20 protein-coding genes and 1 riboswitch are annotated in these 21,694 nt (G+C 59.0%); of the genes, 11 read left to right on the top strand and 9 right to left on the bottom strand.

The features are described from left to right. Positions 1-73 precede the first annotated feature (73 nt). The 4 genes from AAGW23_RS00925 to AAGW23_RS00910 are packed head-to-tail and all read left to right on the top strand — an operon-like array spanning position 74 to position 3,501. Positions 74-742: a hypothetical protein gene (locus AAGW23_RS00925; protein WP_342404459.1), complete on the top strand. Its 669-nt coding sequence runs from the start codon at positions 74-76 to the stop codon at positions 740-742. Next, on the top strand, positions 742-1,680 hold the full coding sequence (locus AAGW23_RS00920) for a glycosyltransferase family 2 protein (RefSeq protein WP_342404458.1): 939 nt from the start codon (positions 742-744) through the stop codon (positions 1,678-1,680). Before AAGW23_RS00925 ends, AAGW23_RS00920 begins: the two co-directional genes overlap by 1 nt. Before the next feature lies 1 nt (position 1,681). Next, positions 1,682-2,620, top strand: a complete 939-nt coding sequence (locus tag AAGW23_RS00915) for a glycosyltransferase (protein ID WP_342404457.1) — start codon at positions 1,682-1,684, stop codon at positions 2,618-2,620. After that, a complete protein-coding gene (locus AAGW23_RS00910; RefSeq protein ID WP_342404456.1) occupies positions 2,614-3,501 on the top strand; it encodes a glycosyltransferase family 2 protein in 888 nt (295 codons plus the stop codon). Before AAGW23_RS00915 ends, AAGW23_RS00910 begins: the two co-directional genes overlap by 7 nt. Here the strand turns inward: AAGW23_RS00910 and AAGW23_RS00905 are convergent. The 3 genes from AAGW23_RS00905 to AAGW23_RS00895 all read right to left on the bottom strand — a co-directional run bounded on the left by AAGW23_RS00905 (position 3,459) and on the right by AAGW23_RS00895 (position 5,969). Further along, positions 3,459-3,893, bottom strand: coding sequence for a CatB-related O-acetyltransferase (locus AAGW23_RS00905; protein WP_342404454.1), 435 nt, complete (start codon positions 3,891-3,893; stop codon positions 3,459-3,461). The genes AAGW23_RS00910 and AAGW23_RS00905 overlap by 43 nt on opposite strands. 196 nt (positions 3,894-4,089) lie before the next feature. Beyond that, positions 4,090-5,322: an O-antigen ligase family protein gene (locus AAGW23_RS00900; protein ID WP_342404453.1), complete on the bottom strand. Its 1,233-nt coding sequence runs from the start codon at positions 5,320-5,322 to the stop codon at positions 4,090-4,092. Further along, entirely contained in the window at positions 5,322-5,969 is a 648-nt protein-coding gene (locus tag AAGW23_RS00895; RefSeq protein WP_342404452.1) for a toluene tolerance protein, read from the bottom strand. Before AAGW23_RS00895 ends, AAGW23_RS00900 begins: the two co-directional genes overlap by 1 nt. Before the next feature lie 160 nt (positions 5,970-6,129). Here AAGW23_RS00895 and msbA point away from each other — a divergent pair, with 160 nt between their 5' ends. Together msbA and hldE are read left to right on the top strand one after the other, a co-directional pair. Further along, positions 6,130-7,938 (top strand): lipid A export permease/ATP-binding protein MsbA, encoded by a 1,809-nt coding sequence (gene msbA, locus AAGW23_RS00890; protein ID WP_342404450.1) that lies wholly within the window; start codon positions 6,130-6,132, stop codon positions 7,936-7,938. Positions 7,939-7,971: 33 nt separating this feature from the next. Beyond that, entirely contained in the window at positions 7,972-9,393 is a 1,422-nt protein-coding gene (gene hldE / locus AAGW23_RS00885; RefSeq protein ID WP_342404449.1) for a bifunctional D-glycero-beta-D-manno-heptose-7-phosphate kinase/D-glycero-beta-D-manno-heptose 1-phosphate adenylyltransferase HldE, read from the top strand. Positions 9,394-9,441: 48 nt separating this feature from the next. Here hldE and AAGW23_RS00880 read toward each other — a convergent pair whose 3' ends face one another. The 4 genes from AAGW23_RS00880 to AAGW23_RS00865 form a co-directional block, all read right to left on the bottom strand. Continuing rightward, positions 9,442-10,329 (bottom strand): metal ABC transporter ATPase, encoded by an 888-nt coding sequence (locus tag AAGW23_RS00880; RefSeq protein WP_342404448.1) that lies wholly within the window; start codon positions 10,327-10,329, stop codon positions 9,442-9,444. A 37-nt stretch (positions 10,330-10,366) separates the two neighbouring features. Then, positions 10,367-11,179 carry an aldo/keto reductase gene (locus AAGW23_RS00875; RefSeq protein WP_342404446.1) on the bottom strand — a complete coding sequence of 271 codons (813 nt, stop codon included), beginning with the start codon at positions 11,177-11,179 and terminating at the stop codon, positions 10,367-10,369. Then, entirely contained in the window at positions 11,179-12,351 is a 1,173-nt protein-coding gene (locus AAGW23_RS00870) for an NAD(P)/FAD-dependent oxidoreductase (protein ID WP_342404445.1), read from the bottom strand. The genes AAGW23_RS00875 and AAGW23_RS00870 overlap by 1 nt, the downstream gene beginning before the upstream one ends. A 68-nt stretch (positions 12,352-12,419) precedes the next feature. Then, positions 12,420-12,752, bottom strand: coding sequence for a DMT family transporter (locus AAGW23_RS00865; RefSeq protein WP_342404443.1), 333 nt, complete (start codon positions 12,750-12,752; stop codon positions 12,420-12,422). Between the two features lie 144 nt (positions 12,753-12,896). Here AAGW23_RS00865 and waaA point away from each other — a divergent pair, with 144 nt between their 5' ends. Further along, the gene (gene waaA, locus AAGW23_RS00860; protein WP_342404441.1) at positions 12,897-14,165 is read left to right on the top strand and encodes a lipid IV(A) 3-deoxy-D-manno-octulosonic acid transferase; all 1,269 of its coding nucleotides are present in this window, start codon (positions 12,897-12,899) and stop codon (positions 14,163-14,165) included. A gap of 147 nt (positions 14,166-14,312) precedes the next feature. On the opposite strand, the gene AAGW23_RS00855 is transcribed toward waaA, so the two are convergent. After that, positions 14,313-15,764: a TolC family outer membrane protein gene (locus tag AAGW23_RS00855; RefSeq protein ID WP_342404439.1), complete on the bottom strand. Its 1,452-nt coding sequence runs from the start codon at positions 15,762-15,764 to the stop codon at positions 14,313-14,315. Between the two features lie 195 nt (positions 15,765-15,959). Continuing rightward, a riboswitch (TPP riboswitch) is annotated at positions 15,960-16,066 on the top strand. 103 nt (positions 16,067-16,169) lie between these two features. Between AAGW23_RS00855 and thiC the strand changes: the two genes are divergently transcribed. Both thiC and cytX read left to right on the top strand, forming a co-directional pair. Next, positions 16,170-18,050: a phosphomethylpyrimidine synthase ThiC gene (gene thiC / locus AAGW23_RS00850; protein WP_342404438.1), complete on the top strand. Its 1,881-nt coding sequence runs from the start codon at positions 16,170-16,172 to the stop codon at positions 18,048-18,050. A gap of 375 nt (positions 18,051-18,425) precedes the next feature. Continuing rightward, the gene (gene cytX, locus AAGW23_RS00845) at positions 18,426-19,694 is read left to right on the top strand and encodes a putative hydroxymethylpyrimidine transporter CytX (protein WP_425540805.1); all 1,269 of its coding nucleotides are present in this window, start codon (positions 18,426-18,428) and stop codon (positions 19,692-19,694) included. On the opposite strand, the gene AAGW23_RS00840 is transcribed toward cytX, so the two are convergent. Beyond that, positions 19,660-20,388 (bottom strand): RsiV family protein, encoded by a 729-nt coding sequence (locus AAGW23_RS00840; RefSeq protein WP_342404434.1) that lies wholly within the window; start codon positions 20,386-20,388, stop codon positions 19,660-19,662. The two genes, cytX and AAGW23_RS00840, sit on opposite strands and share 35 nt — an antisense overlap. Before the next feature lie 227 nt (positions 20,389-20,615). Between AAGW23_RS00840 and AAGW23_RS00835 the strand changes: the two genes are divergently transcribed. Then, entirely contained in the window at positions 20,616-21,233 is a 618-nt protein-coding gene (locus AAGW23_RS00835; protein ID WP_342404433.1) for an NUDIX domain-containing protein, read from the top strand. After that, positions 21,230-21,676 (top strand): DUF1249 domain-containing protein, encoded by a 447-nt coding sequence (locus AAGW23_RS00830; protein WP_342404432.1) that lies wholly within the window; start codon positions 21,230-21,232, stop codon positions 21,674-21,676. Before AAGW23_RS00835 ends, AAGW23_RS00830 begins: the two co-directional genes overlap by 4 nt. Positions 21,677-21,694: the final 18 nt, after the last annotated feature.

Genomic DNA, 21,694 nt, shown 5'->3' with positions numbered 1-21,694 from the left:
ATCGATTGATAAGTCTGGGCCTAACAATTGCCGTCTCGCGATAGTGCGGTCGATGGGGTTAGGTGACAGCCTGATGAATCTGGTGATAGCCAGCAACCTAGCACGTGCTGGCTATAGCGTAACGATGCTCAGTAACCACTTAGCGCGCTTTGCTCCCTGGTTGCCCGACCTCGAGATGTTGCCATTCCCAGCGGTTGGAAAGACTTTCGGCATCGCCGATGCGTACGATCTAGTCATCTCTGGCTGCGACAGTATCGTCACCAGCGCAGTATCTGATAAGGCGATTTTGGCCGAGCATTTTCTAGTTTTGGGTACGCTCCGGGGTGACTCGGCTTACTTCCAAGATCACCGGCCTCGGCTGGAACAGCGAGTCGGAGCTGATAAGGCCTATGTACTGGTGCGGCTTGCGAGCTGTACTGGCCCGATGCGCGTTTTAAATGACGACAGCGTATCGACGGTAGACCAGGCAGTTGCTTCCTGTCAGTTGAAGCTGGGGCTGGGCGATGCCGTTGCCGGTCCGGGCTTCATGCTCGGATCCTCGGCTGCGGGCGTGCGGGTGTTAACGCTCTTCCGCAAGCGAGGCGATGGATCCTGTTGGCGGCCTGGCTGGGGCAGAAACATGGTAGTTCGGCCTGTCATTTCAGTCGGTGCGTTAAGGGACAGCTGGAAGTGCCTTCTCAGTGTCCAGCGAGTCGAGAGGGCATTCGAACTGCTAGTCCGACAACATAAGAGCGTTTCGTGATGAGTACTCCGCACACTCACCAGGACCATCCTGAGCAACTGCTGTTTTCAGTCGTTATACCGGCCTATAACTATGCCCATACTCTCCCACGCGCGGTGAAATCCGTACTACCCCAGCTCCAGACCTTAGCCGGTGAGCTGCTGGTTATTGACGACGGTTCTACTGATGACACAGCTGCCGTTTTGGAACGTCTGTTGGATGAAACCGGTACGAGCATGCGGGTAATTTATAAAAAGAACGGTGGTCCTGCCTCGGTGCGCAATCTGGGCATCGCGCGGACGCACGGGCGTTACCTTCTATTCTTGGATGCTGATGACGAGCTTCTGCCTGACGCATTGCTACAGCTGGCCGCGCATATTGATCGTCATCCAGAGTCCCGAATGATCATAGGCGAACATTGTTCTATTTCGCCTGATGGCCGTCAGCGCCGGCATTCGGTGCATCCGTTGCCGGAAAGTGCTTGTGCCCGAGTTCGGGCTTACCTTCTTGATAAAACCCTTGCGCTGTCTAATGGCGCATGCGCTATGCACCGTGATGTGTTTGAGCATGGTGATTATCCAGAAGCGTTACGCAGCAGCGAAGACATCCCGGTATTTGCACAGGCGCTTGCTCGCTACCCTTGTTCCGTACTGAACCATCCGTTAGCCCTGATTCACAAGCATGACACCAGCTTGCGGCATAACCTTACGCATGCTCGAACTGTGCAGTTGAAATTGGTCGACGAGGTGTTTTCAGATAGGCGTATGCCATCGTCAATGCAAGCGCTTAGGCGACCGTTTGCGGCTCAGCGCTGCTTGTCCCTATTTCGCACTTTTCAGAGTGCGGGGGCTCTCGCAGAAGCGCGGCACTTCTACCGAGAAGCGCTGCGCTATGACTGGAAGGTGGTATTCCACTGGTCTTATACCCGCAAATTCTTGCGTTCGATCTGGAGAGTTTGAAATGCGGGTGCTTGTTCTTACCAGCGCTGATCGGGCACTGGACAACCGAAGGTTGTGGGCGTCGCTGCAAGCTCCCACTCAGGTCGATGTGCGCTTTCTCGACAAAAGCCAGCAACGGGATCTGCGGGGCTATTTTGTCGGGATAACACCTGGCGAGTATGAACGTATCGTCCTTGATCTAATGTTCAAGCATATACGCACTCAGAGTCGATTTCTGCGCACCCTGACGGCTCTGACTCTATACGAGGAAGACGCCTATCTAGACTTCATGCCTGGATCTCGATGGAACGGCGCGTTTGTTCGCTTCTACCGACAGTTGCCAGGTGTGCGGGTAATTAGCACGGGGTTTGCCGTTACTAATCATCTGCGTGCCGCTGGAGTCGACGCCCATTTCGTCCCGAAGGGTTTCGACCCCGCCCGCATGGTTCAGCGCAGTCAAAAGCGCAACATTGAACTGGGTTTCATCGGGCGGCTCGGCAGCGCCGCGTATTCAGGTCGGCGCTCCCTGCTCGAAGCACTTGCGAAAGTAGAGCCGCTGCAGATTATGCGTACCCATACTGCAGATGAGTACGTAGACACGCTCAGCCGCATCTACGTTTTCATCAGTGCAGATGTCGGGCTAAGCGAATACATGGCGAAGAATTTCGAGGCCATGGCGTGCGGATGCTTGCTCTTGGCCAAACGTCAGGGTCGGGGAGAAGAGGAGGCGTTAGGCTTGGAAGACGGCGTAAATCTGCTGCTATACGATGATCTTGCTTCGTTACTTGAACGTTTGGAATGGGCTCGCGAGTATCCTGGCCTCGCTCAATCAATTGCAGTTAGGGGTCGTGAGCATGTCTTGGCGCGGAATGCCTACGACAAACTTGCGCGTGAGATTGCTGAGGTCGTCTCAGTCCCTTTCACTAACGTATCTTCTCAACCTTGGTGGAAATTTTGGTAAGCAACGATCCCTGTCCTAAAGTCAGCGTCATTATCGCTTCTTATAACCACGCCCCTTATGTAGAAGCATCTATTCGCAGCGTGATGGCCCAGACTTACCCCAACCTTGAGTTGCTTGTAGTGGACGATGGCTCGACTGATGAAAGCGTCGCGATTATAGAGCGATTGCAAGGGGAGCTAGACTTCGATTTCGAAGTTCAAAAAAATCAAGGGCTTTCTCGTACGCTTAATTCTGCTATCGCGCGGAGTACAGGTGAATACGTCGCGCCGTTCGGCTCTGACGACATCATGTTACCTGGCCGGCTAGCCACTCAAATCGAATACATGCACGACAAGCCCGAAGTGGGTATTTGTGCCGGCTCTGTTACCAGCATCGGCCCTGATGGTGCGCCGCTTGGCAAAGATAAGCTGCCCTCGTGGCGCCGGTTAGATTTCGAAGATGTGTTTCTCAACCGCAAACCCGGTTCGCCAGCGGCTACTTTATTGTTCCGCCGGGAGGCACTAGATGCTGTAGGGGGATTTGATTCCGAGGTGCGCCTTGAGGATCTCATCATCGAACTCAAAATTACACGAGCCGGTTGGTTCATCGATGTGCTCGGCGAGGTGCTAGCGCTGTACCGGGTGCACGGAAGTAATACCTACAAGAACTATCCGTTCATGGTCGAAAATGTGTTGCTAACATTCTCGCGATTTAGCGATCATCCTGCGTATTCAGCAGTCTGTAATAACTACCGGAATTCGATGTTTCTTAAATGTGCGCGGCGGGATAAGGCGCTCGCGCGCCAACTATTGCGCGAACTGCCGCTAAGCGCTTGGGATGGCAAGACATTACGTGGGCTTTACCGCTTGCTACTTCCAGCCTCGGGGCGTGATCGGGCATAAGCTAAAAAGCCAGTCAAATCATCGCTGCATAGCAGGGAGACTATTCGGCGTATCTCTTCCTCAGGCCATTCCCACCAAGCAGTGTGTAGCAGTTCGGTACGAATATGCTCATCGAAGCGCCAGCGTATTCTCGCGGCTGGGTTGCCAGCAACAATGGCATAAGGTTCGACATCACGACTGACGATTGCACCGTTCGCAATGATCGCGCCATGCCCAATGTTCACGCCAGAAAGAATGGTGCTATTGGCGCAGATCCAGACATCGCTGCCGATCACTACATCGCCCCGGGTGCCGCCGTATTCGCGTATATCGCTAGCTTCCGATAGATACGCGGGGAAGGGATAGGTGCTTACCCAGTCGGCACGATGATGGCCGCCGAGAAATATCTGCACGTTGTCAGCAATCGAGCAATAGCTACCGATGCGTAATGTACTGCCCTCGTCCCAATCGTGTACGCACGGAATACCGTAACTTCCTAGACCTATCTCGTAGTTTGGATAACGTTCGCGAAAGCGTACCTGGGGTCGTAAGAATCTCGGTATCTCTGGGCGCCCACGCAAGCTCTTGATTATTTTGCGCAGGCGCCGCTCAAACCCTCTGAGAACTTTCAAGGCCGTTACCCTTTTCATTGCTCGCGCCGATCCATGCGCTAATGGTTAATGCAAGCGGAATCCAGATCAGAAACCAGTGCTCTTTTGGGCGAGACAGGAAGTCGCGCCCCTCAGTGAGTCCGGCGACCAAGCCAAAGATCAGCAGCGCCGAAGCAATCATCACCGCGGGATTACTCCGGTTGCGCCAGCTGTAAATGAGCGCGATGGTATACAACACTATCCACAGAGCCAGACCCACTAGCCCACCCGCTAGCAACACCGCCAACTCAATGTTGTGGGGGTCGTTGAAAATAAGATTCGAGCCTTTGATTTCTAGCAACAATCGGTGGTCGTAGCCATAACCGAACAAGGGCTGCTCGTTTGCAAGCTTCAGAGCTTCGATCCAAATGTCGGGACGATAAGATAGGCCTCTCGACATGATCGCCGATGGGTCGATAGATAAAAGACCAGCCCCTAGGATCAGTCCTATCACAATTACCATTAGGCTCCGGCGATTCACGTTCAGCATGCAGAGCCACAATGCTGTTGTTGAAAGCGCGAGAAGCGGAGTGCGTGAACCGGTAGCTATAATCACAACGCTGAGAAAGACTAGGCAGATCAGCGGCGCTGCCGAGCGTTCATGAGCAGCAAACCACGATGCGAGCCAGAACGCTGCGAAGAAACCGTAGACGTGCGCGCTAAGTAGCGGATTGTACAGGGCGCCGTATCCACTGAACCGCTCGTTGCCAAGTATGCCGTGGCCGCTATATAGGAAATATCCATATGAAAGTGCTCCGCTAATTGCGGCTGCTACCCCAGCTACTCTTAACGTTCTAGATAGTAGCTGCGATCGATCCGAAGCCATCAGCGCCGCTGAGAGCAGGAGTACTAGCACATAGATGGGCCTTTTGATCAGAGAATGAGCTGACGCAGCGCTATCTGTCCATAAGAGCGTAAGGGTCATGTAGCCGGCGAATGCGATGTAGGCAACTAGAATCGGATGACGGAGCAGTCGGGCGCTCAGCACTGGCTGCATTATCAGTGCAATCAAAGCGGGAGTTGCGATCAGCGCGTAATAGAGCTTGTGGAAGAGTGACCGGTCGCCGATCCAAAATAGTCCGGTTAGCAATGCTAGCCAACCCACTGGTAGGACCATACGAATGATCCAGCGGGATGCTCGCACGGCTCGAGTTTCGGGGCTGATGATGTTCGAAGTCAAAGGGTTGGACATTACAGAGGGTCTGGAAGTAGTTGAGTTAGCTCGGTCATCGCGACAGGGGGTTTGGCATGAAGGACATAGCTGTCGAAGAAAACGCGGTCGCCGTTATCGATTAGCCAGTGTCTATCTTCTGAATAGCGGAGGATATGTCGGAAGTTGCGTAGTCGCTTACGCTTGCTGAGGGTTTTTCTGCCTGCGCTAAGGTCGGCTATATCAATCAGTCCGAGTACACCGTTTTCACCCAAAACGACATTGCCCAAATGCAGCGAGCGAAAGTAGATTCCTTTGTTGTGCAGCTCAGCGACGAACTCGCCGAAGCGGGCACGTAACGCCAGGCGTTCGGTCGGGTCATCAATCTGGCGCAGCGTCTTTCCCTGCAGCGGCGCGTAGTGCACAAGATCCCGCTGAAGCATTGCAATGCGATATACGCCGATTACGCTCGGGCAAGCAATGCCTAGGTTTTTCAGCACTTCGATGTTGTCGGCAAAGCGCTTGGCGTAGGGATAGAGCAGAGCAGAAGAAACGAGCCTCTTGCGCCGGAACAGCTTAAGGAACGTGCCGTCTGCCAAGCGCAACACCTTCTCTCCGTGTCCGTCAGCTTCGACCACTTCCGCGTCGCCACGCAGTGAGCAGTATTGATCATGGGAAAGAGGGGTCATCTGCAGGGCGGCACCGGGCTGTATATAGACGACGCGCAGTTTACCCTAAGCGACTGACCTGTTCGGCAGCTGATGATGTCCAAGCGATTATTGTCGAGCGGAATAGCCTGAAAAGCTCATGCTAGAATTGCGGTCCTAATAATTGGATGTCCAGTCGCAGATGAGCAGAACCGACCAAACCGAAGCTCAGTCCTCCAGTCTGAAAATTTATTTGCGACTGCTTGGCTACGTAAGGCCTTATATCGGCTTTTTTGCGCTCAGCATCGTCGGATATGTGATCTTTGCTTCCTCGCAGCCGATGCTTGCCGGAATACTCAAGTACTTTGTTGACGGGCTTGCGGATCCGAAGGCAGTGGCGTTTCCCGCTGTTCCATTTCTACGTGACCTACAGCTCTTGCAGACCGTTCCGTTGCTTGTGGTGCTCATTGCGCTTTGGCAAGGCATCGGCTCCTATCTTGGGAATTTCTACCTTGCCAAGGTTTCGCTCGGATTGGTTCATGATCTACGTATGGCCCTATTCAATAGTCTACTCACCCTGCCAAATCCCTATTTTGATAACCACAATTCCGGCCATCTTATTTCCCGCATAACTTTCAACGTAACCATGGTGACGGGCGCAGCCACTGATGCGATCAAAGTCGTCATTCGCGAAGGGCTTACCGTCCTGTTCTTATTCGGTTACCTCCTGTGGATGAACTGGAAACTGACCCTGGTCATGCTTGCTATCCTGCCCGTCATTGCCGTAATGGTCAGTAGTGCCAGCAAAAAATTCCGTAAGCAAAGTGGCAAAATTCAGTTAGCAATGGGAGATGTGACGCACGTTGCGTCTGAGACGATTCAAGGCTATCGGGTGGTCCGCAGTTTTGGCGGCGAAACCTATGAGTCGGCACGCTTTGCTGCAGCCAGTCAAGACAATACTGATAAGCAGCTGCGCATGACTAAGACGGGGGCGGTCTATACGCCGATGTTGCAGCTGGTTATCTATTCCGCCATGGCTGTGCTGCTGTTTCTGGTGCTATTGCTGCGCGGCGAAGCCACTGCAGGCGACTTGGTTGCGTATATTACTGCAGCGGGTTTGCTCCCGAAGCCGATTCGGCAGCTCTCGGAAGTCAGTTCGACTATCCAGAAAGGTGTAGCAGGCGCGGAAAGCGTGTTTGAGCAGCTCGATGAGCCTCCGGAGACCGATGATGGTACGGTCGAGCTGGACCGGGTCAGTGGCCGGCTGCAAGTCGAGGGCTTGAGTTTCACCTATCCCGGTACTCAGAAGCAGGTACTTCAGGATATTTCATTCGGCGTTAGTCCTGGCCAGATGGTCGCCCTTGTTGGTCGCTCAGGGAGCGGCAAGTCGACACTGGCTAATTTAATCCCACGTTTCTATCACCACAGTGAGGGGCAAATTCTGCTCGACGACGTCGATGTAGAGCACTTTGCGCTACGGAACCTACGCAAGCACATTGCGTTGGTGACCCAGCAGGTCAACCTGTTCAACGATAGCGTCGCCAATAATATTGCGTATGGTGATCTCGCGGGTGCGCCGCGCGAGGAAATCGAACGGGCTGTCGAAGCTGCTTATGCAAAGGAATTTATTGACCAGTTGCCAGACGGGCTGGACACGCAGGTGGGTGAAAATGGCGTGCTGCTTTCCGGCGGACAGCGTCAGCGCCTAGCGATCGCGCGTGCCTTGCTGAAGAACTCGCCAATCCTCGTCCTTGACGAAGCGACCTCGGCATTGGATACCGAATCTGAGCGGCATATCCAGGCGGCGCTCGATCAGGTAATGAAGGGGCGCACAACACTGGTGATTGCGCACCGGCTTTCCACAATCGAAAAAGCAGATCTGATCCTTGTGATGGATCAGGGGCGCATCGTCGAGCGCGGCTCCCATGGCGAACTGCTTGCGATGAACGGCTACTACGCCAGGCTACACGCGTTGGGACTGGACGACCACGCCGCATCTGACCAAGCCTGAACAAATTGCGACCTTGAACTGCGGAGCCCCTCAATGAAACTCACCATGCCCCGTTTCGACCAAGCCTCCGTCCTGGTGGTTGGCGACGTCATGCTCGATCGTTACTGGCATGGCGGCACGTCGCGGATTTCGCCGGAGGCGCCGGTGCCGGTGGTCAAGGTCGAGCAGGTGGAGGATCGGCCGGGTGGCGCCGCCAACGTGGCTCTTAACATCTCGGCATTAGGTGCGCCGGCCGCGCTGGTTGGTGTCACGGGCGTGGATGAAGCCCGCCAAAGCCTGATTGATAGCCTGGCTGCAGCTGGCGTGCAGGCACACTTTCAATCCATCGAGCATCAGCCGACCATCATCAAGCTGCGTGTGATGAGCCGGCACCAGCAACTGTTGCGGATGGACTTCGAAGAGCCGTTCGACACCGATCCGGCCGCGTTGCTGCAGGACGTCGAGCAGCTGTTGCTGGGCGTGAAGGTGCTGATTCTTTCCGACTACGGCAAAGGCGCACTGCGCAATCACCAGTCGCTGATTCAGGCCGCGCGCAAGCGTGGCATTCCGGTGCTTGCTGATCCCAAAGGCAAGGACTTCGAAATCTATCGCGGCGCTTCGGTTATTACGCCGAACCTCGGTGAGTTCGAGGCCATTGTCGGCCACTGCGCGGACGAGGCCGAACTGGTCGCCAAGGGCGCTGCGCTGATGCACAACCTGGAACTTGGTGCTCTCTTGGTGACTCGCGGCGAGCACGGCATGACGCTGTTGCGTCCGGAGCATTCGCCGTTGCACCTGCCTGCTCGGGCTCGGGAAGTGTTCGACGTCACGGGCGCTGGGGATACGGTGATTTCGACGTTAGCGGCGGCAATTGCTGCTGGAGAGGAACTGCCCCAGGCCGTGGCATTGGCCAATCTCGCGGCCGGGATTGTCGTAGGCAAGCTGGGCACAGCCTGCATCAGCGCACCGGAACTGCGTCGTGCAGTGCAGCGCGAGGAAGGTTCCGAGCGCGGCGTCATGACCCTCGAGCAGCTGCTCACCGCGATTGAAGATGCACGCGCTGACGGCGAGAAGATCGTGTTTACCAATGGCTGTTTCGACATCCTGCACGCCGGGCATGTGACCTATCTGGAGCAAGCCCGCGCTCAAGGGGATCGCTTGATCGTCGCGGTGAATGACGACGGGTCTGTGAGTCGTCTGAAGGGGCCGGGCCGGCCGATCAACTCGGTCGATCGGCGCATGGCAGTGTTGGCTGGGCTCGGCGCGGTTGATTGGGTCGTATGTTTCGCTGAGGATACGCCAGAAGCGTTACTCGCCGAGGTCAAGCCAGATGTGCTGGTAAAGGGGGGGGACTACGGCGTCGATCAGGTTGTTGGCGCGGGTCTGGTCACTGCCTATGGCGGCGAGGTTAAAGTGCTCGGGCTGGTCGAGAACAGCTCGACCACGGCGATCGTAGAAAAGATCCGCAAGCGGTAGGCGCAGCGTATGCCCAGCTTACTCAGCTGGGCACTACTTCTTCTGAATTCAACCTGATTCAGCTGCGGCGAGGGTCTTGATCCAGTCGCGCCAAGTGATTCGCTCTTCCCGTACCACCCAATCATCCTGCGCTGCGAAGCTCTCCGAAAGCCAAAGTCCACGCGTGCTGGCCGGAATGGGCTGACCTTTGCGCAAGGTGTACAACGCGGCAGTTGGACGCCCCTGCAGCAGCGGGACCAGATAAAGATCGGGCCTGCTGCGGGACAGCTCGGCAACGAGCTTGCCGTCTTCCAGCCGTTCATCGACATGGAACAGGCTGAGCTCCCGGGTTTCCTTCGGCAATTCGAGGCGCATGTCGTACACCAACTGCAGGGAAGCCGTTGGCAGATGAACATAGGCTCGCGGGCGCTCCATCAAGGTCATCTGCCCGCACTGCACTGGTCTCGCCGAGCCGGAAAGGGAAGCCAGATTGAAGTTCACCGCCTCGCGGTAGCGCAGGCTGCCCTGATAGGGGGCCGGTAGCCAGGTCTCGCCGAAGCGTCCGGCGAGCCAGCCCTCTGGCGTTTCCAGCAGACATTCTTCGGCGACTTCCTGAATCGCAGTGAGCAGCGGCAGGCTGAGCTCGTGGGCCGGAACATAGCCGGAAATCAGCTTGAGCACTACGTCACCCCGGTCCTGACGGTGCTGGCGCACCAGCACCCAGTATTCTTGACCGTGCCAAGAGAGCGTTAGGCGTACCGATACGCCGAGGTTAGCCAGTTCGAGACTAAAGCGGCTCGGGTCGTCTACGGCCACCGGTCGGCGACGCTCGAGCATCTCGCTGAAATTTAGCGGGCGGCCGAGGCTTTGATAGCTCAAGCCTTCAGGGCTGGCTTCGACGAGCAGCGGCAGCGTCTTGAAGGCGGTGGGGTTCTTGCGGATCAATACACGCGGCATTCGGCTCCTCCTGTAGTCGGCGGCCGTTTGGCCGTGTTTATTGTTGTTGGGATAAAACGGATGCGGCGGTGCGTACGTTAGCTGACAAGTGTTGCGGGTTGATGGTGCCGATGATGGCCGAGCCTACGCCTGGATGACTGAACAACAGTTCGAAACTGAGCCGTACGGGGTCCTCGTCTGGCTTCAGGCAAACATGGCCGCTGGCGAGCGCTTTCTTGACCAGGATGCCTTTGGTATGTGCCTGAGCGTAGTCGAGCACCGGCCGTTCGGCCTGCTCGTTGAGGTTGTAGGTGACCATCGCACAGTCACCCTGTTCGAGGGCGAACAAGCCGCCTTCCACCGTCTTGCCCGAGAGGCCGTAGCCAAGGATCTTGCCTTCGCGCTTGAGTTCCGCGAGCGTTTCGTAGACGCCACTGTGCTGCAGAATTTCCAGATCGCGCCCGTCCGAGTGCACCAGTACCAGCTCAATACGGTCGGTTTTCAGCCGCTTTAGGCTGCGCTCGACGGAAAAGCGCGTATGGGCTGGTGAGAAATCAAAATGCGACAGACCGTCGACGAACTCCTCGCCGACCTTGCTGACCACCACCCAATGATCGCGCTGGCCCTGCAGCAGCGGGCCCAAGCGCTGTTCGCTGATGCCATAGGCGGGGGCGGTGTCGATCAGGTTGATGCCGAGGTCTCGCGCCAAATCAAGCAAGTGGCGCGCCTGTGCATCGTCTGGAATACGGAAGCCGCTGGGGTATTTCACGCCTTGATCACGGCCCAGCTTGACCGTGCCCAAGCCCAGTGGCGACACATTCAAGCCTGTGCTGCCCAACGGACGATGCAGGGCGTGGAGCGTGGTATCCATCAGACCAGTCCTTCCCAAAACGGCCCTGTGATCGCGGGGCGCGGAAGTTCGGGCAGGGCCGTCAAGGGTTGCGGCTGGATACCGTCGCGAAGCAGCGCGGCCTCGACCCGGTCAGAGAAGTCTGGGGACAGCGCCAGTTTGGTTGGCCAGCCTACCAGCAGGCGGCCCTGCTCAGCGACGAAGGCGTTATCCGGTCTGGCCAGTGCGGATTGCGCAGGCTCGGCCCGATCGATGCGCAGCGTGGCCCATTTGGCTGCCGATAGATCGATCCAGGGCACCAGCTCGGCCAGCTCTTTCTTCGCGGCGGCAATCTGCGATGCTTCGTCGCGCGCAACCCCGCTGGCTTCGGCCAGGTCACCGCCCAGGTACCATACCCATTCTCCGTCGGCAGCAGGGTGGCTGGTGACGGTGATGCGCGGCTTGGAACCGCCGCCCAGGCAATGTGCATACAGAGGCTTCAATGTCGGAGCCTTGACGATGACCATGTGCAACGGGCGCTTCTGCATCGCCGGCTGAGCGAGGCCCAGCGCATTCAGCAGTTCGGCATTCCCCGCGCCGGCCGTCAGGACAACGCGTTGAGCACGGATCGAACGACCGTCAACCATCAATCCGCTGAGCTCGCCGTTTTCCTGTAGAGGCTCGATTCGCTCGGCTTTCAGCAGGCCTGGGCCGGACAGTTCTGCGAGTCGCTGGATCAGGCTGGGCACGTCCAGTACCAGCTCGCTGAGGCGGTAGACCCTGCCTTTGAAGCGAGGATCCTGGAGCGCCGGGGGCAGCTCTCCGCCCTTGACCTGACCCACGCGTGACCGCACGGCTTTGCTGGCAAAGAAGCTGGTGAGGTTGCCAGTCAGGGTGCCGGGTGACCATAAATAGTGAGCATCCGATAGCAGGCGTACACCGGCGAGGTCCAGTTCGCCGTTGCCGGCAAGCGCCTCGCGCCAGCGTCGTGGCATGTCGGCGATGGCTTCCGATGCGCCGGTCAACGCGCCGCTCAGTGCGTACTTGGTCCCGCCGTGGATGATGCCCTGCGACTTGACGCTTTGTCCGCCGCCGAGCACACCCTTGTCCACCAGCAGCGTCGAATAGCCCAGTCGGCGTAGGCGTGCGTTCAGCCACAGACCGGCGACTCCGCCGCCAACGATCAGAACATCGGTGCTCAGTGACTCGGACATGAAGGGACCTCTTGGAGAAATCAGGCGCGCAGTATAACCGCTCACCCCTGAACATCAGCCGATCCGGCTCAGTGTCCGGTACTGCCGGAAAAGACCTGGATGACCACCACGCCAGCGACGATCAGCGCCATGCCTAGCACCGCCGGTAAATCGAGCTTCTGCTCATAGATCACTGCTGCGGCGATGCTCACCAACACAATGCCGAGGCCAGCCCATATGGCGTAGGCAATGCCCACCGGTATCGTCCTGACCACCAAAGCAAGCATCCAGAATGAGAGGCTGTAGCCCGCGATCACCAAGAACAGCGGTAGCGGGCGACTGAAGCCTGCCAGCGATTTCATGGAGGTGGTGGCAATCACTTCGGCGGTAATGGCGATGGCAAGATAGAGATAGCCAGTCATACGGTCTCCGGTTCTGGGCAGTGCAGATTCGCGCTGCGTCCATTCGGCTCCTGCGGGGCGGGCAAGTTCGGTGCGGCGCTAGGGGATTTCGCTTCGTGCTTCGCTGTGGCCGTTGCGTCCGTCGCTTTGCTAAGCTCCGCGCCCATGAATCGCGCCTTCTATACCTTGCAGTTTCATCTCGCCCTGCCTCTGGTGCTTGCGCGTCTATTCTGGCGCGCCCGTAGAGCACCGGCTTATCGGGCACGCATCGGGGAGCGCTTGGCTGTAGGGCTGCCGGAGTTCCAGCAGGGTGGCATCTGGGTGCATGCGGTGTCGGTAGGCGAAAGCATTGCCGCGGCGCCGATGATTCGGGCGTTGATGGAGCGCTATCCGTTGCTGCCTATCACCGTCACCTGCATGACGCCGACGGGCTCTGAGCGCATCAAAGCGCTGTTTGGGGATAGGGTGCAGCACTGCTATTTGCCCTACGATCTACCGTGGGCGGCGGCGCGCTTTCTGCAAGCGCTGCAACCCAAGCTGGCAGTCGTGATGGAAACCGAGTTATGGCCGAACCATATCCATCAATGCGCGAAGCGGGGTGTCCCTGTGGCACTGGCCAATGCGCGTCTGTCCGAGCGTTCTGCGCGCGGTTATGCACGCTTCGCCCGACTAACCGCACCGATGCTGGCCGAACTGAGCCTGATCGCCGCTCAGACCGCCGCCGAGGCCGAACGCTTTCAGGCGTTGGGTGCGCGTAAGGAGAGCGTACAGGTTACCGGCTCAATCAAGTTCGACCTGAATATCGATCCGGCGCTGCCTGAGCGCGCGTCGCAGCTTCGGCAGCAGTGGGGTGCCATGTCGCGGCCGATCTGGATTGGTGCCAGCACTCATATGGGTGAAGATGAGATTCTGCTTGCGGCGCATCGACTGATCCTCGCTGATAGGCCCGATGCGCTGTTGATCCTGGTGCCGCGCCATCCTGAGCGCTTTCGCTCCGTCCATGAGCTGTGTGGGAAACAGGGTTTCATCACGGTCCGCCGGTCCCTCGCTGAACCGCCGAAGCCCGAGACTCAGGTGGTGTTGGGCGACACCATGGGCGAACTGCTGTTTTTGTTCGCCTTGGCTGATGTCGCCTTTGTCGGCGGCAGCCTGGTGCCTACGGGTGGCCACAACCTGTTGGAGCCTGCCGCATTGGGCAAGCCCGTGCTGACGGGGCCGCACCTGTTCAACTTTCTCGATATCGCCGCACAACTGCGCGATGCCGGTGCGCTTGCTGAGGTCAGCAATGCAGCTGAATTGGCATCAGTGATAGCGCTGTTCTGGCGCGAGCCCGAGCGCGTCGCAGATGCACGCAGCGCGGGCTTGAAGGTTCTGGAGAACAATCAGGGCGCGCTAGAGCGTTTGCTGATGGGGTTGGGTGCCTTGCTCAAGTAACGAGGCATCAGGCTGCTCGGGGAGTTGCGCTTTGCTGGGCACGGGTGCCCGCTGGGCCGGGCGCTAAACTGTTAGTGGTTCCGGCCCGATACAGGCCGATCATGCATGACGCGTGGCGTTCCGCCTGTTTGGGGCGGCTCGCCACCACTACTCGATGCGCACCGGTTTGGCGAAATTCTCAGACAGATCCGGCGGCAGGAAATCAGTGTCCGGGTCGTAGTCGGTTTTCAGATAGCGTTGCAGATCTTCCAGGTCACCAGGGTTGAGTGTTCCGGCGGCCTGTTTCAGGCGCAGGCTGTCGATGATGTAGTCGTAGCGGGCATTGTTGTAGTCACGCACCGAAGCGAACAGGCGGCGTTGCGTGTCGAGCACGTCGACAATATTGCGCGTGCCGACCTGGTAGCCAATATCGGTCGCTTCCAGCGCGCTCTGGTTGGAAACGATCGACTGCCGCCGTGCCTGCACCTGTTCGACGTCGGTGTTGACCGCCCGATAGAGGTTGCGCGTGGTTTCGACCACCTGACGCCGTAAGCTTTCACGCTGTTGCTCGGTCTGGGTCAGCTGGTGAAAGGCTTCGCGGCGCTGGGAGCTGATCAGCCCGCCGCTGTATAGAGGAATGTTCAGCTGCAGGCCGATGCTGCGCTGCTCGACGTCGCCGGTGTAGCGGGGGATGCCAGTCACCGCTTCGCTACCCGTGTTGGTGAAACCCAGGCTGTCGTTGTCGCCCTTGCTGTAGCGCGCCACAGCGTCGAGGGTCGGCGCATGCCCAGAACGACGCTGGCGCAGCGTTTCCTCGGCCGCGTTGACGGCCTGATTACTGGCCAGCAGATCAAGGTTCTGCTGCGTGGCGGTGTTGACCCAGGCGCTGGCGTCATTGGGGATGGGCGGCAGCACCGGCAAGCTGTGCTCAATGCCTTCCAGTGCCAGATACTCACGATTGGTCAGGGTGAACAGCGCCTGAAACGCATCGTCTACTTGCCGTTGTGTAAGCAATCGGTTGGCGCGCGCGGTGTCGAAGCCCGCCTGAGCTTCGAGCACATCGGTACGGTCGGACAAACCAACTTCGAAGCGCTCATTGGCCTGGTCGAGCTGGCGCTGAAAGGCCGACTCTTCGGCCTTGGCTGCGGCCAGATTGTCCTGGGCACGTAACACGGCGAAGTAAGCTTGCGCGGTGAGGCGAATCAAGTCCTGTTCGGCGATCGAGTACTCCAGCGCGGCCTGTTCGCTGATGGCTTCGGCCGCCTGCAACTGGAACCAGCGTTCAGGGCGAAAGATCGGCTGGCTGAGGGTCGCCTGGTAGACGGTGCCGCTGCGTGACAGCGAGCGCGAACCCATGGATGTATCGACATCGGTGCGCGTATTGCTGAGCTCGGCGCCGCCGCTGAGGTTCGGTAGCAAGCCGGCACGTGCCTGAGGCACGACTTCCTGGATCGCCTTGAACTGCGCGCGCGCCGCCGCGAGGTCGGCGTTGTTTTCAACGGCTTGTCGGTAGACGCTGACCAGATCGGTCCGAGCGGAAAGGGGTGGCGCTGTCTGAGCCCAGCTCAGCCCGGACGAGGCGACGGTCACGGCGAGTGCCAGCGTGAGTCTGCGCAGCATGTGCGTCTTTCCCTGAAGCGAAGTGATGGGCAAGGCTATGCGCGGTCATGCGGTCGGTCAAGGCGCTTGAACAGTGTGTTCGGGACCTTGTTGGATGCGATCAGGCAGCTGGGCGGTCGGAGAGGGAGGTGACCCGGCGGTCGCGGCGCTTGCCATCGGCATGGTATTCGCGGTCAGTCTTGATTAGACTCGGCCCCGTTCTTGTCGGGGTGCCTTGAAGCGAAGGCTGAGATCGGAAAGTTCCGGATCCCGTTGAACCTGATCAGGTTAAGGCCTGCGTAGGGAACAAGATGTGCTCGCCAGTCGTTCCGGTAAGCTCTCTCGGCGCCAGTTCCGGCGCGCCCGATGCCCTTGATCCGCCGTGTTTTTCAGGTTCGCCCCGACAACTTTCGAGGAGCCAGCCTGATGCGTGCAGAACAACAAAACCTGAGTGAATCAGCCCAGGTCGACCAGGGGTCGATCCAGCCTTTCCCGCGTTCGCAGAAAATCTATGTGCAGGGTTCGCGCCCCGACATCCGCGTGCCGATGCGCGAGATCAGTCTCGACGTCACGCCCACGGATTTCGGCGGTGAGATCAACGCGCCGGTACTGGTGTACGACACCTCCGGTCCCTACACCGATCCGAGCGTGACCATCGATGTGCGTAAAGGCCTGGCCGACGTGCGCTCGGCCTGGATCGATGACCGTGGCGATACCGAACTGCTTGACGGCCTGACTTCGCAGTTCGGCCAGCAACGCCTGGCCGATGCCGAGCTGACGAAGATGCGCTTCGCCCATGTGCGCAATCCGCGCCGCGCCAAGCCGGGCAAGAACGTCAGCCAGATGCATTATGCGCGTCAGGGCATTATCACGCCCGAGATGGAATACATCGCCATCCGCGAAAACATGAAACTGCAGGAAGCGCGCGCCGCCGGCCTGCTCACCGAGCAACATGCCGGGCAGAGCTTCGGGGCTTCGATCCCGAAGGAAATCACCGCCGAGTTCGTTCGTGACGAAGTGGCTCGCGGCCGCGCGATCATCCCCGCCAACATCAACCACACCGAGCTGGAGCCGATGATCATTGGCCGCAACTTCCTGGTGAAGATCAACGGCAATATCGGCAACTCGGCGCTGGGCTCCTCGATTGAAGAGGAAGTCGCCAAGCTGACCTGGGGCATCCGTTGGGGCTCGGACACGGTGATGGACCTGTCCACCGGCAAGCACATCCACGAAACCCGCGAGTGGATCATCCGCAACTCGCCGGTACCGATCGGCACCGTGCCGATCTACCAGGCGCTGGAAAAGGTCAACGGTGTGGCCGAAGACCTGACCTGGGAGCTGTTCCGCGACACCCTGATCGAACAGGCCGAGCAGGGCGTTGACTACTTCACCATCCACGCCGGCGTCTTGCTGCGCTATGTGCCGCTGACCGCCAAGCGCGTCACTGGCATCGTCAGTCGCGGCGGCTCGATCATGGCCAAGTGGTGCCTGGCACATCATCAGGAGAATTTCCTCTACACCCACTTCGAGGAAATCTGCGAAATCATGAAGGCCTATGACGTCAGCTTCTCGCTGGGGGACGGCCTGCGGCCCGGCTCGATTGCCGATGCCAACGACGCGGCGCAGTTCGGTGAGCTGGAAACCCTTGGTGAGCTGACCAAAATCGCCTGGAAGCACGACGTCCAGTGCATGATCGAAGGCCCCGGCCACGTGCCGATGCAGATGATCAAGGAGAACATGGACAAGCAGCTGGAGTGCTGCGACGAGGCGCCGTTCTACACCCTAGGCCCGCTGACCACCGACATCGCCCCGGGCTACGACCACATCACCTCGGGGATCGGTGCGGCGATGATCGGCTGGTTCGGCTGCGCGATGCTCTGCTACGTCACGCCAAAGGAACACCTTGGGCTGCCGAACAAGGATGACGTCAAGACCGGCATTATCACCTACAAGATTGCGGCGCATGCTGCGGACCTCGCCAAGGGCCATCCGGGTGCGCAGATTCGCGACAACGCCCTGTCCAAGGCGCGCTTCGAGTTCCGCTGGGAAGACCAGTTCAACCTCGGCCTCGACCCCGACACCGCACGGGCCTTCCATGACGAGACCCTGCCGAAGGATTCAGCCAAAGTCGCGCATTTCTGCTCCATGTGCGGGCCAAAGTTCTGCTCGATGAAGATCACCCAGGAAGTGCGTGAATACGCCGCGGAAAACGGGCTTACCGATGAGCAAAAAGCAATCGAGGCCGGCTTCAAGGAGCAGTCTTCGCGCTTCAAGGACGAAGGCTCGGTGATCTACAAGCAGGTGTAGCGGCCCCGTCAGCCATCACCCCGGTGACTGGGTCGTAGGGTGGGTGTCGCTCTTGCATCCACCGTGCCGCGGCTTGGTGGATCGATGAAGCGTGATCCGCCCTACGAAACAGCCAGGGGCTGGTGCGTGGCTCGTCTGTAGGGTGGAAAACGGCGAAGCCTTTTCCACGCCTCGACCAGCCGCTTCTGTCGAAATCAGTCGGCGGCCATCGGGGCCTCTCCCTCTAAGGCGGATAAGCGTTCGGCGTTACCTGACCTTTGGATTGCTGATGATATTTGTTCCGTGAGGCGAACTACTCGTGCTCACGGTATGCCGGGCAACCGGTTTTTCTGAGATAACAATGTGAACATTCCCGGTCGTTATTCCCCGCATCAGATGATCGCCGCTGAGCACCGTGTGTTCAGTGGTCGCGATCTGTTTTCCCTCTGGTTCTCCCTCGGCATCGGTCTGATGGTGCTGCAGCTCGGTGCGTTGCTGGCGCCGGGCCTGGGCATGAGCGGCGCCTTGCTGGCCATCCTCAGCGGCACCGCCGTCGGCGTGATATTGCTCGGGGCGGTCGCAGTGATCGGCACCGACACCGGCTTGTCTTCAATGGCCAATCTGAAGCGCACCTTGGGTGACCGCGGCGCGGTGCTGCCGGCCTTGCTGAATCTGTTTCAGCTGATCGGCTGGGGTGCGTTCGAGATCATCGTCATGCGCGACGCGGCGAGCCTGTTGGCCGCGCGTGCGTTTGGCGAGCAAAGCGGATGGGTCAGTCCGGCGCTATGGACGTTGTTCTTCGGTGCGCTGGCGACGTTGCTGGCGATCACCGGTCCGCTGACCTTCGTCCGTCGAATCTTGCGCAAGTGGGGCATTTGGCTGCTGCTTGGCGCCTGCGTCTGGTTGACCTGGAACCTGTTCGACAAGGCCGATCTCCGGGCCCTATGGGCACGTCCGGGTGATGGCTCGCTGCCCTTTGCGCTGGGCTTCGATATCGCCATCGCCATGCCACTGTCCTGGTTGCCACTGATCGCCGACTATTCGCGCTTCGGTAAAGCGGCGCGACGCGTGTTCGGCGGCACCGTGCTGGGCTTTTTCTTGGGCAACGTCTGGCTGATGAGCCTTGGTGTCGCTTATACCCTGGCGTTCGCTGACAGCGGCGAGGTCAATGCGCTTCTGCTGGCGCTGGCCGGTGCCGGGCTGGGGATTCCGCTGCTATTGATCCTGCTGGACGAGTCGGAGAATGCCTTTGCAGACATCCATTCGGCTGCGGTCTCGGTTGGCCTGCTGCTGCCGTTCAAGGTCGAGCGGCTGGCGCTGACTATTGGCGCGCTGTGCACCTTGATCGCCTGGTTGGCGCCATTGGCGGAATACCCGAACTTCCTGCTGCTGATCGGCTCGGTATTCGCCCCGCTGTTTGGTGTGGTGCTGGTCGATCACTACCTGCTCAGGAGGCGTGGCCGATTGCAGATGGCCAGTACGCTGTTGCGCTGGGAGACCTTACTGGCGTGGGCCCTCGGCGCGGCCGTCTACCACCTGCTGGCGAACGCCTGGCCGGAAATTGGTGCCAGCCTGCCGGCGCTGTTCCTTTCCGGCGGGCTGCTGCTGGTGTTGAGTCGTTTTGGCGGGGCTACGGCAGGTAGGCCGGTTTCAGTATCCCGCTGAGCTCCCGGTACGGAATCTCCAGTTCAGGGTGGCCGCTCGAATACGGCGCAATGCTGTAAACGTCGTATTTGAGCAGCACCTTTTCTCGTAGCAGCGCAATGTTGGCAGTCTGCTGGAAGGGCCATTGGCGGCTGAAAGCGGCGTCGTGCTCGTTGGCTAGCAGCCATTGCTGGTGCGCCTTCGCGGCAACGCGCCAGAAGGCGCCTTCCTTGCCCGGCAGCAGTACATCGGCGAGCTTCAGCTGACGGTCCTGCTCTCGGTCGTAATTGATGAAGCCGCGCCCGGGCATTCCGTGAGCGCCGCCAGTGTGGATATAGCTCGACAGCTCAACCACCAGCAGCGGCCCATGCTGCTCACGCAACTTGGCTTGAAGATAGCTGCTCCAGCCGGGCTCCGCGTCTTGCAGGAAGGCCTGTTGATAGCCCTCGAGGGATGCCGGGACCTGTTCATCCGGGCTGACTACCGTCATCTCGCGCAACCGCTGGTCGATCAGCGCGTTCAGTACGGGCTCGTTTTTAAACAGCTGAGTATCTATGTTCACCAAGGGGCAACTATCGTCTTGCTCAGGGCAGCCGGTCGGACGTTGCTCGCTGAGGATCTGCCGAAGGTCTACTGGTGGCTCGCCACCAAAGTGTTGGCAGCCGCCTATCAGCAGGCTGAAAGCTGTTAAGACGATGGCATTGCGAATTGGCATCAATGGATTGGCTCCTGCGGCGGCTTCAGTGCGGGTTCGAGTGCGCGGGCGGAACGAAGTTCGAGAATCGTCAGCTGGGCATCTTCCGTTATGCGAGTGGTCTGCAAAGGGCTGCGCCTGAGCAAGCGGCGCGCTAGGATGGCAGCAGAGAGACCGCTCACGCCGTGACGGTTGCAGCCTTTTCCGGCGCCAGCAGTTGCTGGCACAAACCGATATGTGAGTAGTGCATGAACGATATTTTCAAAGCAGGCGCCGACGATGTCGAGATCATCAGCCGCGAGCGCTGCTTCAGTGGCTTTTACAACCTTGACCGCTTCCGCCTTCGCCATCGTTTGTTCCGAGGCGGCATGGGCGCCGAGATCGAGCGCGAGCTGTTTGTTCGTCACGATGCCGTCTGTGTGCTTCCGTATGATCCTCAGCGCGACGAGGTTGTATTGATCGAGCAGTTTCGTGTCGGTGCCATGGCGCATGGCGACAACCCATGGCTGGTTGAAACGGTGGCCGGCCTGATCGATAAGGACGAGCAGCCTGAAGAGGTGGCACGCCGGGAGTCGGTGGAAGAGGCAGGCCTGGAGCTCGGCGAGCTCTGGCCGGTGTCTGTTTACTATCCGTCACCAGGGGGCAGCACCGAGCGCATTCATCTCTACGTCGGACGTTGCAGCAGTGAAGGCGCTGGCGGCGTGTTCGGACTGGAAGAGGAGGGTGAAGACATCCGTGCAGCGGTGTGGTCTCTTGATGAAGCATTGGAGGCGCTGCGCGATGGCCGGATCGATAACGCGGCGACGATCATTGCGCTGCAGTGGCTGGCTTTGAATCGCAGCGAGATCAGGGAGGCATGGATATGAGGCGAACCCGCGAGCGATACCGCGTCGACCTGCTGGAACTTCAGGCGGCCTGCGAGGCAAACTATCTGCGTCTGATGCGTTTGCTTCCGGAAATGCGCAACCGTCCGGACACGCGCAGGATCGCCATGAGCCAAGGCGACCGCCTGCTCGGCGTGCTGGTGCTGGCCGTCACCGAGAGCTGCCCCTACACCACCACCGTTCAGATCAGTCAGCAGGACTGTCTGCCTTGGTTGCCAGTGCCGCAGATGGACGTACGTGTCTACCATGATGCGCGTATGGCTGAAGTGATTGGCGCCGAGAACGCCCGGCGTTTCCGCGGCATCTACAGCTATCCCAACGCGCAAATGCATCAGCCTGACGAAAAAAATCAGCTCAACCTGTTCCTCGGGGAGTGGCTTGGTCACTGCCTTGCTTGCGGCCATGAGCTGGAGTCTGTGCTTTAAGCGGGACAGCGCACGCCT

The organism is Stutzerimonas chloritidismutans, assembly GCF_038562055.1.
GTDB classification, from domain to species: domain Bacteria; phylum Pseudomonadota; class Gammaproteobacteria; order Pseudomonadales; family Pseudomonadaceae; genus Stutzerimonas; species Stutzerimonas chloritidismutans_A.
This window is presented reverse-complemented; position numbering and strand designations above follow the sequence as displayed.